12 protein-coding genes and 1 pseudogene are annotated in these 16205 nt (G+C 42.9%); 4 read left to right on the top strand and 9 right to left on the bottom strand.

The window, feature by feature from the left end; all coding sequences use genetic code 11:
• Entirely contained in the window at positions 1-768 is a 768-nt protein-coding gene (locus JMW64_RS09225) for a heavy metal response regulator transcription factor (protein ID WP_201554355.1), read from the bottom strand.
• Between the two features lie 223 nt (positions 769-991).
• Here JMW64_RS09225 and JMW64_RS09220 point away from each other — a divergent pair, with 223 nt between their 5' ends.
• The 3 genes from JMW64_RS09220 (at position 992) to copM (ending at position 3005) form a co-directional block, all read left to right on the top strand.
• The gene (locus JMW64_RS09220; RefSeq protein WP_201554354.1) at positions 992-1600 is read left to right on the top strand and encodes a DUF411 domain-containing protein; all 609 of its coding nucleotides are present in this window, start codon (positions 992-994) and stop codon (positions 1598-1600) included.
• 77 nt (positions 1601-1677) lie between these two features.
• Complete coding sequence (locus JMW64_RS09215; RefSeq protein WP_227694161.1) at positions 1678-2145, top strand: DUF305 domain-containing protein; 468 nt, start codon at positions 1678-1680, stop codon at positions 2143-2145.
• A 125-nt stretch (positions 2146-2270) separates the two neighbouring features.
• The gene (gene copM, locus JMW64_RS09210) at positions 2271-3005 is read left to right on the top strand and encodes a CopM family metallochaperone (RefSeq protein WP_227694159.1); all 735 of its coding nucleotides are present in this window, start codon (positions 2271-2273) and stop codon (positions 3003-3005) included.
• A 307-nt stretch (positions 3006-3312) separates the two neighbouring features.
• Here copM and JMW64_RS09205 read toward each other — a convergent pair whose 3' ends face one another.
• Positions 3313-3876, bottom strand: a complete 564-nt coding sequence (locus JMW64_RS09205; RefSeq protein WP_201554352.1) for a hypothetical protein — start codon at positions 3874-3876, stop codon at positions 3313-3315.
• 157 nt (positions 3877-4033) lie between these two features.
• On the opposite strand from JMW64_RS09205, the pseudogene JMW64_RS09200 reads away from it, so the two are divergent.
• Positions 4034-5153 (top strand): annotated as a pseudogene (locus tag JMW64_RS09200) (IS3 family transposase).
• 43 nt (positions 5154-5196) lie between these two features.
• Here the strand turns inward: JMW64_RS09200 and JMW64_RS09195 are convergent.
• The 7 genes from JMW64_RS09195 to tssM all read right to left on the bottom strand — a co-directional run bounded on the left by JMW64_RS09195 (position 5197) and on the right by tssM (position 16198).
• Complete coding sequence (locus JMW64_RS09195; protein ID WP_201539972.1) at positions 5197-5511, bottom strand: hypothetical protein; 315 nt, start codon at positions 5509-5511, stop codon at positions 5197-5199.
• 126 nt (positions 5512-5637) lie between these two features.
• Positions 5638-6111: a hypothetical protein gene (locus tag JMW64_RS09190; protein ID WP_201539971.1), complete on the bottom strand. Its 474-nt coding sequence runs from the start codon at positions 6109-6111 to the stop codon at positions 5638-5640.
• A complete protein-coding gene (locus tag JMW64_RS09185) occupies positions 6111-7355 on the bottom strand; it encodes a hypothetical protein (protein ID WP_201539970.1) in 1245 nt (414 codons plus the stop codon). The genes JMW64_RS09190 and JMW64_RS09185 overlap by 1 nt, the downstream gene beginning before the upstream one ends.
• A gap of 9 nt (positions 7356-7364) precedes the next feature.
• A complete protein-coding gene (locus JMW64_RS09180) occupies positions 7365-10055 on the bottom strand; it encodes a DUF2345 domain-containing protein (protein ID WP_201554350.1) in 2691 nt (896 codons plus the stop codon).
• Between the two features lie 172 nt (positions 10056-10227).
• On the bottom strand, positions 10228-10941 hold the full coding sequence (locus JMW64_RS09175) for an OmpA family protein (RefSeq protein WP_201554348.1): 714 nt from the start codon (positions 10939-10941) through the stop codon (positions 10228-10230).
• A gap of 233 nt (positions 10942-11174) precedes the next feature.
• On the bottom strand, positions 11175-12155 hold the full coding sequence (gene tagF / locus JMW64_RS09170) for a type VI secretion system-associated protein TagF (RefSeq protein WP_201554346.1): 981 nt from the start codon (positions 12153-12155) through the stop codon (positions 11175-11177).
• Positions 12152-16198: a type VI secretion system membrane subunit TssM gene (gene tssM / locus JMW64_RS09165; protein ID WP_201554342.1), complete on the bottom strand. Its 4047-nt coding sequence runs from the start codon at positions 16196-16198 to the stop codon at positions 12152-12154. Before tssM ends, tagF begins: the two co-directional genes overlap by 4 nt.
• Positions 16199-16205: the final 7 nt, after the last annotated feature.

Raw genomic sequence — 16205 nt, 5'->3', positions numbered from 1 at the left:
CTATTTCACTTCAACGTGGTTGAGTTTAGAAACTGTATTAGCCTCATTACTCATATCAATGCTAGTTTCATTATTGACTGTAGCGGCGATATTGTCCGCTTCTAGTTTATAGCCCATACCGCGTACGGTATGAATGAGCTTATTTTCAAAGCCATCGTCGATTTTACTTCGTAAGCGTCTTATCGCCACATCAATCACATTGGTATCGCTATCAAAATTCATATCCCATACTTGTGAAGCGATGACAGAGCGGGGCAATACTTCGCCTTGATGCTCAAGTAAAAACTGCAATAGCGCAAATTCTTTGGCCGTCAATTTGATAGAACCTTTATCTCGATGCACGCTACGTTTGGCGATATCCAGTTTTAAATCAGCTATTTGAAGCACTGTGCTGGCGTAATCTGCTTGATTGGCACGGCGTAGTAAGCTTTTGATTCTGACCAACAGCTCAGCGAAGGCAAAAGGTTTAGTGAGATAATCGTCACCGCCAATCTCAAAGCCTTTTATGCGGTCGCTAAGGTCATCTTTTGCGGTCAAAAATAATACAGGGGTGGTGTTACCAGCAGCGCGATAATTACTGACTAATTCAAATCCGCTCACATCAGGCAGCATCACATCCATCACCACGACAGTGAAGTCCTCAGTCATCAGAGCATGATAACCATCTAAACCTGTGGTTTTATGCTCAACGATAAAACCTGCCTCGCTTAAACCTTTTTTGATGTAGTCGCCAAGCGATAATTCATCTTCGACTAACAATACTTTCATAGCATACTCGCACCAATTATTTAGGATGAGATCAATATAAAATGTCTCTATTATTATCAATCATAGAGGAATACTGGTAATAAACCTATGCTCAGTCTAGAAGATGACAAAATTGTCATCTTGGCGTCATCTGACTGTCAGAGTGGCTATGCTAGTTTGGCATCAATACATCCTAATTTTAATATTCAACACCATGAAATATTCAACACTATGAGAAGCCTCTATGATTCCTTTTACCGTTAAGTTTGTTCGAGGGTCAGCGGTCTTATTAACCGCTGCCATATTATCAGCATGTGGACAATCTGACAGCAATGCTTCTAATGCTAGCCCCTCTACTGCCAATGCCTCTAACGCCAGCAGTGGTGAGGCAAACGCTATACAGAGTAGGCAAACAGTGACAGAGACACCAGCCAACAACCCAGACCTGCTCAAGAACGTGTCAGCCACTGTCTATAAAGATGCCAATTGTGGCTGTTGTAAAGAATGGATAGGGCACGCAGAAGATAATGGGTTAACGACAACTGCACATGATGTTGCAGACTTGTCATTATTTAAAGAGCGTTACGGTGTAACTGCTGAGATGCGTTCTTGCCATACCGCCGTTACCAGTGATGGTTATGTCATCGAAGGTCATGTTCCTGCTAAGTATGTGGCTAAGTTTTTGCAAAATCCACCAAAGCAAGCCATTGGTTTGGCGGTACCGGGTATGCCCGTCGGTAGCCCTGGTATGGAATATCAAGATAAGTTTATGCCATACCAAATTATGCAAATCAATAAAGATGGCACAAACCAAGTATACGCTGAGATTGAGTCCGCAGAGCAGCAGCTATAAGTTAATACTTTAGATAGATTTTTTAAATTTCAGCTACTCATTGTAGTACTGATAGCAGCATTGATGGAGACTGACTGATGAATCATACAGAGCAAAAACAGATGAACCCTTATGTAAAGTTCACCCTCATGATTCTGACGTCTACCGTGGTGATGTATATCATGATGTACTTCAATACTTATGAGTGGGATCATATTTATTTTAGTGAGACCAGAGCCTATATGGCGCTATATATGGGCGCAGGCATGGCAGTGATTATGCTCGCCTTTATGAGCAATATGTACAAGAAAACTAAGGTCAATGTAATGATTTATGGTCTTAGTGTGCTGATGTTTGCCGTGGGTATCTGGGGCGTCAGATCTCAAGCAACCGTCGATCAAGTGGATTGGATGCAGGCTATGATACCGCATCATTCAATTGCGATCTTAACCAGCTCAAGAGCCGATATAGAAGACCCTAGAGTACAGCAACTTGCTGACGACATCATCGAAGCACAAAAACGTGAAATCCAAGAGATGCAGGCACTGATCGAAGCATTAGAATAAATAGCCTTAAAACGCACTGCTTTTAGTACATAAATTAAATGATTTTTCCAACTGGTGGATCTTAGCTGATTTGCCAGTTTTTATATGAACCATAACTACCAAATGATCGTAATTAAGGACCTACCATGAAAATGATAAGAAACTCACGTCTTGCCATGCTTGCAGTTAGTGTCAGTGCCGTGATGATGCTTGGCGCTTGTCAGCCGACGAATGATGTAACAGAGGCTACTGTCAAAGACGAGGCGGCTCCCGTTAATAATGCTACAACAGACACTAGCGCGATGGATGCTCATGCAGGTCATGATATGTCAGGCGATGCGATGACGGGCATGCATAGAGAGTATAATGACTCTATGACTAAGATGCATGATGAGATGATGGCAGGCATGGCATACAACGATCCCGATGCTGCCTTTGCTCAAGGAATGCTCGGTCATCATATGGGTGCTGTTGATATGGCAGAGATTCAGCTAAAGTATGGTAAGGATGCAGAAATGCGTCAGTTGGCACAAGAGATTATTGACGCTCAGAAAGCTGAAATTGAGCAAATGCAGAACTGGCTTGCCAACCATCCTGATGCTGCTGAGCCAACGTCTGATACTGAAGCCATGCAGACAGCTTATGCTAAAGGTATGGATACGATGCATAGTGAAATGATGGCAGGTATCGCTGACCCTAACCCAGATATGGCATTTGCTCGTGGTATGTTGCCGCATCATATTGGCGCAGTAGATATGGCAAAGATACAGCTAAAGTATGGCAAAAATGAAGAAATGCGTCAATTGGCACAACAAGTAATTGACGCGCAGCAGCCTGAAATTGAGCAAATGCAAAACTGGATAGCCAAGCATAATAGTTAAATAACGAGTGCTTAAGAATGGATGTATTTTAGATAAAAAGCAGTGTCTTATATTTATTAAGGTACTGCTTCTTCTACTCTATATTTTTTAATCTTTTCTAAAATTCTGCTATTGTCTGTATCAATATTCACGTCGCCACCTTTGTCGACCATAAGCCTTAGAAGGTTGAGTCTCTTAGGTACGCCATTGATATGAGCAAGGCTTGCTAGGATAATATATCTGTGTTTAAACCACCCGAAGATGGCTTAAGTAAAATAGTAAAATACTAACCTTGCTCACCATCAAATTGCCAAATCACCATAACCAACTATTTAGATAACTCATTCACATTGTGTTCGTAGTATAAAGTCGTAGCTGGGCTATTGTAGTTGATGAGAATAGTGTTCTTGACTAATCTCCAATCGAAGACAGTGGCAACTTTAAAAACCTTGAGTTGTGTTGAGTTTGCATCCCTTATAATATCAGCAGCTAAAAGTGCGCTTTCCTCTGAGTTGTAGGTAACTTGATAAGCACCAAGATAACCTTCTCTTAGGTCTTTAATACTAATAACTGTTCCATCTATTGCGCAGGCATCTTTTAAAAAATCAGATCCAAAATCTGAAGTTAGGTTTTTCTCTATCCTTGATTTAGGTGTATTGCTTTTAGTAAAAGTTATGTTAGCTTTGCTAGTTAATAAATTTGATTCTTTAATACCCAGTTTGACAAATTCTTCATACATTAATAATAAAGGTTCACCAGTACAATTATTTTCAATACTAGATTCAATAAAAGTAGTTTCACTTTTTGCGATATTAGGCACGTCTTCAATAGCACTACTTTCTACTGAACACCCTAAAGGTGCAAAAAATAGAAACAGAATAAACTTTTTCATATGGAACCTCTTGATTTTGTAATGCACCATTATTTTTATGACCAAGCATACTAAGGAAGGACTAATGTCCTTCCTCTGATTATGGGACGTACTGAGCTATGCTGAAGAAACCATACACCTAAACTTGGTAAACTAGCGACTTGACAAGGAGTTTACCATGACCAAGAAAATCAGAACTTATAGCACAGAATTCAAAGCAGAAGCCGTCAAGAAGATAGCGGACAACGATGGGAATATTTCAGCGACTGCAAAGCAGCTTGGTATCGCCATGCAGACCTTATCTAATTGGCACAATAAAACCAATCAAGGCAAACTTGCAGGAACAGCTCAATATGATCCTGAACTCATGGCGGTGATCGAAGAAAACAAGCGTCTTAAACGACAGCTCAAAGTTGCTGAAGAGGAACGAGAGATCCTAAATGAGGAGGGATAAAGCGAAGCACTACTTCGCCCCGACGCAAGGGGAGAGCTATGCTCGAGTGAGGCAACGTCGTACTTTGCAAAGCACAGTTAGTCAGGTACGCCTTTATCAAAGATAACCAGCACTTCTTTAGCATCACCACTATGTGCCGCGTGCTAAGTGTTAAGCCATCAAGTTATTACGACTGGATAAATCGCGATATTAGTGACCAACAGATACATCGTAACCAGTCTGAGCTACTGGTTAGGGCTGTTCACAGTGAAACTCGTGAGCGCTATGGTGTTGAGCGACTGCATGCAAAGCTGATAGAGCAAGGGCACGATATTAGCTTGTATATGGTTAGAAGCATTAAAGAAGAACATGACATCAAATGCCGTCGTCACAAACGATTTAAAATCACCACTGACTCCAATCACAACAAGCTTGTCTATCCAAACATACTAAATCAGCAATTTGATGCTAAGCGTCCTAATGAATCGTGGGTCAGTGATATTACTTATATCTGGACCAATGAGGACTGGTTGTATTTAGCTGGAGTCAAAGACTTATACACCAAAGAGCTGGTCGGCTACGCCATTAATAAGCGCATGCCAGCAGATTTAGTCTGCCGTGCACTCAATATGGCAATCAAAAATAAAGGGCCAAGCCAAGGGCTAATTGTACATTCTGATAGAGGCAGTCAGTACTGTAGACATGCTTATCACAAGATCACCAAGACTATAAAACAAGATTTGCAGCCATCAGCGATATCATTGGCTATATTGAGTTGTACTACAACCAAACGAGGATTCAGAAGGGCTTGGGCTATAAAACGCCAAGACAGGTGTGGTTTGACTTTTACCGTCAAGCTGCGTAATTAAAATCTCCCAAGTTTAACTGTACGGATTTGACGGCAGGGGTCAGGGTGCTTCACCAGACTTAATATTGATTTGCGCAGTGGTGGTGGCACTAATACCTTGGCGCTTAGCACCATCTGTAGCAGGATTGATAATACCCATTTTTAGACTGGCAGCGACTTGTCCATCAGCGACGTTGAGCTGTGAGTAAGCTTGTTCTTTGCGATGATCAGTAATCCATTCTGCTAAGCCGTTATCCGTGTTGCGATAACCGCTCTCAATCGCTTGTTCGTTGTCCGTGGCAAATAGGCTAGGGCGAGTCGATGACAGCAGACTACCTGTATTAATCAGATGTTCGCTATCACCGATAGACTGCATGAGGGTTGGATCGTCGTATCAATAGTAGACCTCTTTCAAAATTGATATTTTGTTGACTCTTAATAACGAAGATTCTACAGATAGCGCTGACTTATGCAAGAGGTCTAGTTACTGCTTGAACATTATTTACAAAGTTGGTTTAACTGTATTTTCAAAATAGCTATCGGCTTGGTCAGTGGGAATAGCACATGTAGGATTAAAGGTTAAACTTTGACCTGTTGATTCGCAATTATTAACGTTATATACAGTCTCTTCATCACAATATCGATGTCTAGCATTATTTGCAAGCTTGATATTATATACGAAATATACATCATCATTGTATTGCATTTTATATGCATGGTTTGGAACTAGAGCATTATTATCATCAAAATAAATAACTGTATAGCCATCAAAATCAATAATATATTCTAGTTTAAAGCTGTTAATTTTTTTTCCATTTTTATCGAGCGTATGGAAAAGAGCTTTATCGTTTTTAGTCAGCCTCTGAAAGTCTTGTAATTCGATTGTTGGTTGAATAGATGGTGAACAGACGTTAGTTTTAGCAATACAACCCGTTAATAAAATGGATATGAATATTGTAAAATTAATATTTTTCATTAATAGACCTCTATGTAACCATAATAGTTAGTTGAAAAGTTAGTGACGCTAATACCTCTTCTCGGTAGATCTCTTGGAGAGTTGTTGGGCTCTTCACCCCAAGTAAATATGTTGAATTTTACACGTCCAATATGTAAAGAATCAGTTAATACATTACGTCCATCGCCATCAAAAAGCTGTAAACCGCCTTCATAAACTATCCAGTGAATTGAGTTAATATCTCTATCGCCTTTATTGTTACTAATCATTTTTGGCTGTATCATCATTATTATTTTTTTACCAGATTTATATTTCTTATCCATTTCAAATAATTTATCTATACTAAAATTTCTCTTATTAATTATTGTCTTTCCAACATCTAATAAACCCAAATCATGACTTTTTGTACTGCTATAGCTTGCCACCTCTTTACACATGCGAGTAAGCATTCCCATCCAGTTTACAGCGCCTAATTGGTCAAATGACCCAGTTTCGATACCATCGTATCTTAGATTGCTTTCACTACTACGTGTAGAGGCTAGCACTATCCAATCAACTTCATCCATTTTCATGTTTTTGTAGTCAGAATCGTCAGGCTTTATATCATACATTGAGCTTTTAGGCCTAATACTATAGCCATTACTTAGTTCGTAAATACCTGTTCTATGCAGCTCTACCGCTATTTTTTTGTATAAGCTACTACTACGTTGTATTAAAATATAGTATAGGCAGGCCATGCCGCAGAGTGAGGATTGTGCCTGATCAATTAACCAAGGTTTAGACATTCTTTGCTGTGCTTGAGTCAAGACTTTTTTGCCATCAAAATATCTAAAGCGGTTATGTACAAAGTATTTATTACTAACAGATTTTTTCGGTCGTGCTTGCATATGGCAACTTATTTCGATTTCACAACCTGCCATATCTTTATACTTGTCTTTCAACTCTAGCGTAAACTCAGGTCCTACAGTTATTGCCTTTAACGTTATAAACTTATTCCTAGAGGTACTAGGGCTCATATATTTAATAACCCAAACTATCTTCGTACTTTCGATACCCTTCTTCGAGCCTGCTAACTTAGCTAAGAACTTATAAGTTTTATTAAATACTAAGCCCTTTTTGTCAATTACGCCCGTTCCTTTATTATTTGCACCTATTGTAAGATCGGTTGTTAATTCAAAATTTACTAGCGTCGGTACGCTAATGCTTTGATTGTAGAGATTAAGCGTTCCTAATCTTGAAGAGGCTTTTGTAGTTGTTTTACCCATTTTTTTGTCCTAAATGCTATCGTCAGTTATTTCATGCAACTCAACTACGTTATCGTCTTCATCAAGCTTTAAATAAACTTCAATTTCTTCAGGGTTATTTGAAGAAAAACGTTCAGTTATTCCATGTTCATCAGTCTTTCCCGATATTTGCTCACCAGTAGTAAGATTAGTAGCTTCGTATTCAACAAATGCTAATGGGTTTCCATCATCATCTGTAAACTTGTATGCGATACTATAAAGAGTGCTTAATATTTTCTCATCAGGCAACCCCGCCAACCCCAACCCATCTACATCACCCCCAAACTTATTATGCTTACCAGCCTTCTCCGTAAACTGCTTTGCGGCTATCGTAATATTTGCGCCATCCAAAGTGATACTTGCACCACCAGCGGTCAGTGTAATTTTATTCGTCGCTACTATCTCAACCTCTTTGGTCGAGGAGGCTATATTGACATCTTGCTTAGCCGTGGCTTCAACCTTACCCGTATGGGCGGAGAGGGTGATATTCTCTTTGGCATTGGTCATGCTAAATTGACCATCGGCTATGATATTTAGAGACTCGCTACTGACTTGGTTATGACTCTCCCCACTACTGATCATCATATCTTGCTGCGTAGTACTAATCATCTCACCCATACTTCTGTGAATCAGCGTATCGTCACTGACATAAGCACTGTCTGCTGCGCTATCGATTAGTGTGTAGGGCATCGTTTGATGGGTTTTGGTTTGCTGTTCCTCTGCGATAGTCTCAAGCTGCGTCTTAATCGCTTTGTGGTCATTGACATGACGTCCAAGCCCTGTTGCCAATTGTGTTAAACGTTCGGCTAAGTGCTGACCACCTAATACAGTTTGGGTCAGGGTCGGGGTGTGCTGCTGGTAGTTATGCTGTCTAGATTGCGTATGAGTTTGCGGTTGAGTAGAAAGGACGAGGGCTTCGCCTGATTTTATATTGATTTGAGCGTTAGTAGTCGCATTGATGCCTTCGCGTTTGGCGGTGTCTGATGGATTGATGACCCCCATCTTTAGACTGGCAGATATCCCAGCACTGTCTATTTTTATCTGAGAGTAAGCTTTTTCTGTACGGTGGTCAGTCACCCATTCAGACAGGCCGTTGCCTGTGTTGCGATAACCGCTTTCAATCGCTTGTTCATTGTCCGTGGCAAATAGGCTAGGGCGAGTCGATGACAATAAACTGCCAGTGTTAATTAGATGCTCGCTATCGCCGATAGATTGCATGAGGGTTTGGTCATCCGCTCTATGGGTGAAGTGTGTGCCGTAGTTCGCGCCAGCTTGCGCCTCCAATCGGTTGATAGGCTGAGCTGGACTATCCAGTAAATAGCTGCGCGTGGGCGTCATATGGTTACGGCTATCGATATCGCTTTGCGCTTCGGTGATACCTGTCATCGGCGGTAGGGCATGTCTGCTATATAGGTGACCGACCCATGGGGTATCAGCGGTAATGAGGCACAGCTGAGTTAAATGAATGCCAGATGCTAATGTCGACGCATGACGCTGTTGGTGGCGTGTGCTTTGGGTCAGCCCTGTGACATGCGCCAGACTATTGCGTGCCAAATGAATGATATGAGTAGCACGGTAGTGCTGATTGAGCGCACTGTGATCGACAAGCATAAAAGTATCAGCAACACTCAAATCCGTAGCATGGGCTATGGCATGATAGATGCTATATCGATTTTGATGACTGTTTGCCACGATGGTTGCTTCGTCTATGGTTTCAGTATCTGTTACTGGCGCAAAAGCAGCTGGTGTGTCTAATGTGAGAGTGTGGTTATTCGAATGGCTTACTTCATCAGAGTTACTGCTCATCGCAACGTCAGCGGACTGCGTTGGGTGTGCAACACTGCTGCTATTAAAACGCTGCATCGTTACTGAATTTGGTTGGGTGATGACCTGCTCACTCAATGCCAATACAGGTGCATGGACACGGTCATGTAACACTTGCTGGTAACGCAGCCCGCCAATATTTAGGCTGATTCCATCGCTATCACTTGGATCTGCGGTGGTAATAATGAGCTTTGGTGGACTGTGCTCATTCGTTTGCTCATGGCGCAGATAGGCTGTGAGTCCTTGACGCGCAAGCCGCTCGCAAATATGTGTCCAGTCGCTTATTTGCCACTGGGTCATGCGTGCTGGTGACCAGTTAGCATCTTCACCATTGTTGCTGTCATCGATGATTTCTATATCCAGCGTAGCCGTGCGCTCTGCTACCATCGCTTGTACAGTCAAATGAGTATCAATGTGACCGCGTATATGCTGATGCAGACGATAAGTGATGGGCTGGGCGAGCAGGCGATAATAGCCGTAGCTGCCATCATGATCTAGCTGATGCACAGCCGTTATATAAAGATGACGAAAGCTTAGGCCACTTGGAATATCAAAGCTCAAGGTCAGAGGGCTACCGATGAGATTGGTTAATGGCGTAAAAGGAGGGTGATGCCGCTCATGGATATAAACGTGTAGCACATAAGTGTCGATACCGTGCTGCTGGTGTTGGCGATTACCATTGGGGTTTAGTTGAGCAATGATATCGGCTTCATCAGCGCTATGCATGAGCTTATCTTGCCACGCACCATGAGCATTGATGTCTTGGCGAGCGCTCGGATAGGGCGCTTGAGTGCTGCCTTCACTGGCATAGAGCCGATCAGGGTGCATAGGCAGCACGGTATTGGTCAAGCGTAGCATAGTTATGTCCCTATTTTTTTAGCAGTGGCTCTCTTTTAGCATTGGTGTTTTTTGTAGCATCGATATCTCTAGTAGCAATGACAGTATGTTTTTCAGCATTATCAAACCAGCTATCAGCACTTAACCGTCATTGCTTAGTGACCATTATCGTCATACGTTCTACATAGCGATGTTATTCATTAAGGGTAAATTCGATACGGCGATTGCGAGTGCGACCTTCTTCGTTGTCGTTACTAGCGATAGGATCTGAGTCCCCTTTACCAGTAGTACTGAGACGAGTCGAATTGATGTTTCGACCGATCAAGTATTGTTTGACGGCTTCTGCACGCTTATTTGATAGGGCAAGATTGGCAGTAGAATTGCCGACATTATCGGTATGACCGGTGATAAGAACAGGCTTATCACCGACCCGCTGTAACACCCCTGCCATATCGTCTAAGATACCAAGACCCATCGGCGTTAGATTGGTGCTACCAGACTCGAACTCGACGATACGGTTGCCTAAAGTCTCGTCTATGAGGCGTTGTTCACCTTCTACCACGACCAGCTGGTTTTCTAATTGATAGAGATCAGTTAGGCGCGAGTGAATACGGTTTTGAATGGCTTGCTTTTGCTCAAGGCTGCTTACCTTGCCATGTAAGCTAATGGTCGTCCCATGAATGTCGATACGCCCCTGACGAATGTTAGAGATGTCGCTATCAATGATAGTCGTGGCTATCTGTTGCCAGTTGGTTGGTATACTGATGTTCGAACGTACTTCGATTTCATCTCTGACAGGTTTATCAGGATACTGTGCTTTTAGTTTGTCGAGCAGTTGCTGTTTGTCTGAACTGGTAGCGACCACACCTTTGATGACCACTGGCACATTTTGTGAATTATTTGTCACATGAGTGTCGTTATGTTCCGCAAATACAACGGCGCTCATAGGTAGTGTGATAGCAGCGGCTAATAGCAGGTTTTTCGTGTGATTTGTTCGCTTGGATTTTGTTATTCTAGAGAGGACTTTCATTCAAGTACCTTTTTAATCTGTCTATTGTTGAGCAGTGACTAATTGCAGGGGTATGATGCATGGCGGCTACTATCAGCTGTTACGAATCAGCAGTTATCGTGAGCTATTATTTATTGTGCTAAAAAAGTTTTTTTAAACAATTGCCTGGTATCATACAGATATAAATTGTCTTGTAACAATACTTTATTAAACCGTGTCAATCCAATGTCTTCATCGATATAGCCTTGAGTCCAGTCGCTATGAGCGATGACTACCCAATCTTCAGGATAAGTTTTTTCACTTTCTGATATTTGCTTGAGTATACGTCCATCGGGTTTAGTAAAACTTATGAGCAGGCGATAGCAATTAGCGACACGATATAAGTAGGTATTCAAGTAGAGCTGGTGTGGCTGATAAAAACCATTGATGAGATCGTGCCAAAAAGTGGCCATGTGTATCGAGTTTTCTCTATCAGAGGTAAGTGACCAGCAGATGGCTTTATTCAAGCCATGGAAACCCTTAGTAAAGGTCGGTAAAAATAACAGGCCAGTGGCAATGATTTGCTGTATCAGCTGCGCTTTATCGATGTTCATTAAGATCGCTATATCATGCAACGTAGTGGTATTGATAAAATCATAGTAGTAAGTACTGGCATTATTATCGATGCTGAGTTGGCTATGGTTGAGGTGCTCCATAAGATCGCTATTATCAGTTTTGGATTTAGCCATACTTAAAACTTCATAAGTGTCATTCCAAAGCGCTGATGACTTGACGGGCAGATAGTTCATCCAGTTTTTCGGTTTATCGAGATGAAGCACGCCAAAACCTATCAATGGGTAATTTCTATAGCTACTATCGTGACTAGGGATCAAAACACCGGTGATAATCTCATTAGCTCTAGTGTCGATATGACTGAAATTTAAAAAGGCAAAGTTATGATTGCTGACATTGTCTATCGGAATTCCGCTAAATACACTTTCCGACACGGCTAGCGCTTCGCTGACCCATTCATCAATGGCATTGGTCTCAGAGATATGAGCGCGCGCCCGGACAAAGTCCCCGCGAGCAGGCAATTTTCCAAAATATACTAAAGGCAAAGAGTCTGGAGTCATGGCGTTTGCTCCTGCTCTTCAGTCACGGCTGAACGATCATCAGTAGCCGTCGTGGTATCAGTAGGCGGTTGTACTGGTGGACTATTTTCACTATTGGTATTAGGGACTATAGTAGATACGCGGGCTGGCGGCGTGACATTGCTTGTATTTTGCTCGCCAGTTGGTACTGGCTGATTGGTGCCAGAACCCGCATTGGGAGTATCGCCATCAACAGCATTATTATCAGAAATTGGCCTTGCTGTACGTGTGACACCAAGGGCAATAATCTCCTCTGGTAGTTTCATTCCGGTAAAGGGATTGGTAGAGCGACCTTGATCGGTAGTGGTACTACTGCCGCTGCCGCTGATGATTCTAAAGCGTACAGAGATAGTGATACCGTCACCAGACCATGCCATCTCAAAGATATCATTGCCAAGTTCAGTACGGCGTGCACTGTTAATGAGCCTTTCTACCCCAAAGCTGCCTGCTTCTTCAAAGACAGTAAAGTCTCTGCCATCATAGTCCTTGGCTCGAATACTGGCACCAGGTTGGCTACTTGGATTTGGCCATACAAACGTTGTCCACGCTTGAGTACCCATGCGATAACGCAACTGTTGACCATCGACTACAATGGTATATTCAGTCAAACCGCTGACGGGTAATGGCATAATTTGAAAAGTGGTTTGATTGGCAGCGCCACCAGTATTATTCGCACCAGCAGCGCCTGGGCTATTGCTGCCCATATAATTGGTAAAGTAACGGCCAAAATCAGCGACAAACTGCGGGTTGAGACCCAGACCTGCACCATTCCAGATTTTACTGGAGATTTGATCGCCGCGGCGAATGATAAAGGGCGATAACGTTTCGTTGACGAATCGCGCCACATAGCCATCTTCGCCGAAGAATTGACCGATCTCTGCAGGCGTCGCTTCTAAGTTTGCATTGGCGGTAAAGGGATACTTACTGCCTAAATTATCGAGGAAAGGCTTATAGACCTGCGCTTTCCAAACTTTATTAATCTCAGCCTTAGTGGGCGTCAGCAGCATGTTAAATGAACGAGTCAGTGGCTCACTCAACAACGGACGAACCAGTTGTTTTATTTCAGAGTTGGCTTGACTCAGGATCTGCTCATCTAATATCTGTAGAGATTTGGTTAACTCTGAGCCTTCGGGGCTGAGGGTTTGTGAGGCAAACAACAAAGCATCAGGGCCGATGTCGTCACTACGAGCGATATTGTTAAAACGGGTTCGGATATTGCCTAAACTGACTAAATAGCTGTCTAATAATGACAGATCCTGATTTTCTTCTCTTGGCGTTACTAGCGCGTGTATAGAGGAGAATTCTTGAGCAATCACACCTGAGCTTGCTTGTGCTACAGGCGCGGCGTTACTAGAGCTACCACCATTATTCATCGCAGCTTCTGCTTGTCGTAGCTCAGCAGGGCTTTGACGCAGGATAGTTTGCTTAAACCAGTTGACGAATGAGCGACGAGATTCGCCACCATTGCCAGCTGCTTGATTAGCCGCTTTATTGTCCCATTGAGTTTGGCGATCTACTGTCTCAAACAGGGTTTTTAACGGTGACTCTGTGGCACTAGACAGCTGATTTAATAAGACCGCGTGATCATCGAAGCCTGTGCTATCCCGAACATATACTTGCGATAAAAAACGTTTCCATTCACTGATATATTCTTGCTTATAGCGATTGACCAGATATTGTCGTATCTGTTCAGGGCTACCCGTCAAGGTAAGGTCATCTTGGCTACTGGTGGCCAACACCCAATCATCGGCGACCACTCTCGTAGTAGCAGCTTTATCAATCTCATCACTGACGAAAGCATCCCATGCCTCTTTAGTAAAAGTGCCTGAAATGACATAACTACCAAGCAGTGTTTCATTAGCATTGTTTTGCGTAATCTGTGCAACCGTGACCGATGGGAAGCGGGCAGATGCGCGCATTTTAATCTCAGAGTAAACCCGCTCACGAGCAGGTTGACCTTTGCTAACCTTGGATAAATTGCTACGGGTTTTGTCTATCAGCCCTAAGTCATTTTGGATCAATGGAAAGGCGGGGTCGTCGACATGAGCCAAGGTGAAACTCAAGATACGCTCAGCTTGGCGAATCATCTTGTCACGCGGCATGTCAGCGCGATTGGCTTCGAGCCAGTTGCGCCAAAAACGGGTCATCTGATCACTCAAATGACTGGCCTCTAAATTGTCATGATTGCCAAGCATGAGATAAGCTTTGAGCGCGTTATAAGCATCTTCAACGTCTGTGGGGTCCGACTGGATATAAGCATCATTAACGGCAGCATCAGAGGTGCCATCAGTGCTTGAGTCTTCTGTACGGACTTCTAATTGATCGGCATTGGTATTTACTTCGGTTAAAAACGTTTCGATATTTTGTTTGGTTGGCGCTAAGACGATGATGCTGATGCCGTTATAATATTCTGCTAGCAATTTTTGCTTAAGCTTATCGCCTTGATAGAGGCCAAAACTCAAAGACAGCGGCTTGTCGTCTTCATAGCCTTCAAGCTGCTCGATTCGACTTTGTAGAATATTGAGCGATTCAAGCTGGGATTGTAAATCACCGTTAGAATTTTTTTGTAGCGCTGCGACTTGCTGTAAGTCAGCCACGACACGCTCAGTGAGCTGTTTATTATTGGCATAAGACCATGTCCACAGACCGACAGCCGCACACAAAGTCACGACAGCAGCTAGCGTCGCAAGCGCACGATGACTGCGCTTGTGTCGATTTTTATGCTGCTTGACCAAATGCTTGTCTTTTAAAATAACTTTAGAAAATAGATCTTGTAAAAAATAGGGCTTGTCTGCGGCTTCTTGCTTCGCATTGAGCGGTATCGCAGGTGAGTGCAAATCGTAATTTTGTACCATTTGCAACGTCATTTGGCTGCTAACTTGCCCGTCCTGCAAGGCGCTGGTAAAGTAAAAGCCACGCAATATGGGCTTAAATTGGAAAGGGTTGTCCTCAAACAAAGCATGCATCAGCGTCCGTATCATGGGACGTAATGACTGAAACTCCATTGGGAAAGTCATTAGACTGGGAGATACCGTGCGCTGATGACGTAAGGATAGCTTAGTGGTGCTCAAATCTTTCAAACCATTGACCAATACGCCAAAATGTTCTTCGAATACGTCAGTAATATTGATGTTTTCTGGGTCTTCAGGGTAGGGGATGGTCGCGCCCCATACTTGGCTGCGCTCTTCTTGCTCATAGTCATTAAAGAAGTCACGGAAGCCTGAAATCAAATCCATTTTAGTAAAGACCACATAGACAGGCGCATAAACTTCTAACTGTTCAGTTAAGTCTTGCACACGGCTGCGCAGATTCTTGGCCAAATCCAACGCATAGTTTGGGTCGTTTTTGGTGAGTTCGGCGATACTGACCGCGATGATGATGCCATTGATCGGTGCTTTAGGTCGATTCTTTTTGAGTAGGCTTAAAAATGACAACCATTCTGAGCGATCTTCTTCATAAACGGAGTAACGTCCAGCGGTGTCGAGCAAGATACCTTCAGTCGAAAAAAACCAATCGCAATTACGTGTACCGCCGACGCCTTTAACGGATAGCTTGTTACCTTGTTCCATAAAGGGAAATTTTAAGCCAGAGTGTAGCACTGCAGAGCTTTTGCCTGCGGCTGGATTACCAATGACCATATACCACGGCAGCTCATATAACGCCGCTTTGCCTGTTTGATCGCCAATCTTTGATTTGCGAATGGTTTTAATGGCCTCTTGCATTTGCTGACGTAGCGCTTGCACTTCTTGAGCGTTTTCATCTTTGGCCACATGAGGGCTATCGTCACCTTGGCTCTCGTTGCCATTATCCTCCACTAAGTTTGCCAGCTCATCTGAGGCAAGCTTACGTTTTTTCCACAGATAATAGCCAAGCGCCCCCAGCACCGTACATGTGATTAGGACGCCAATGATTATGACAAAGGTTTTAATAGTCACATAATCATAAAGTAAGACTAGGGCGACTATGAGCCCCAGCGCCAATAATACTCTTGGGTTATAGATAAGATGAAAAAACCTTGAAAACATGCGTGCT

Source organism: Psychrobacter immobilis, assembly GCF_904846065.1.
GTDB classification, from domain to species: domain Bacteria; phylum Pseudomonadota; class Gammaproteobacteria; order Pseudomonadales; family Moraxellaceae; genus Psychrobacter; species Psychrobacter immobilis_H.
The sequence above is the reverse complement of the archived record's forward strand: the minus strand, read 5'-3'. Positions and strand labels throughout refer to the sequence as shown.

Excerpts from the sequence above, each read along its gene's own strand:
- JMW64_RS09225 (WP_201554355.1), bottom strand. The coding sequence starts at position 768 with ATGAAAGTATTGTTAGTCGAAGATGAATTATCGCTTGGCGACTACATC.
- JMW64_RS09220 (WP_201554354.1), top strand. The coding sequence starts at position 992 with ATGATTCCTTTTACCGTTAAGTTTGTTCGAGGGTCAGCGGTCTTATTA.
- JMW64_RS09215 (WP_227694161.1), top strand. The coding sequence starts at position 1,678 with ATGAATCATACAGAGCAAAAACAGATGAACCCTTATGTAAAGTTCACC.
- copM (WP_227694159.1), top strand. The coding sequence starts at position 2,271 with ATGAAAATGATAAGAAACTCACGTCTTGCCATGCTTGCAGTTAGTGTC.
- JMW64_RS09205 (WP_201554352.1), bottom strand. The coding sequence starts at position 3,876 with ATGAAAAAGTTTATTCTGTTTCTATTTTTTGCACCTTTAGGGTGTTCA.
- JMW64_RS09195 (WP_201539972.1), bottom strand. The coding sequence starts at position 5,511 with ATGCAGTCTATCGGTGATAGCGAACATCTGATTAATACAGGTAGTCTG.
- JMW64_RS09190 (WP_201539971.1), bottom strand. The coding sequence starts at position 6,111 with ATGAAAAATATTAATTTTACAATATTCATATCCATTTTATTAACGGGT.
- JMW64_RS09185 (WP_201539970.1), bottom strand. The coding sequence starts at position 7,355 with ATGGGTAAAACAACTACAAAAGCCTCTTCAAGATTAGGAACGCTTAAT.
- JMW64_RS09180 (WP_201554350.1), bottom strand. The coding sequence starts at position 10,055 with ATGCTACGCTTGACCAATACCGTGCTGCCTATGCACCCTGATCGGCTC.
- tagF (WP_201554346.1), bottom strand. The coding sequence starts at position 12,155 with ATGACTCCAGACTCTTTGCCTTTAGTATATTTTGGAAAATTGCCTGCT.
- tssM (WP_201554342.1), bottom strand. The coding sequence starts at position 16,198 with ATGTTTTCAAGGTTTTTTCATCTTATCTATAACCCAAGAGTATTATTG.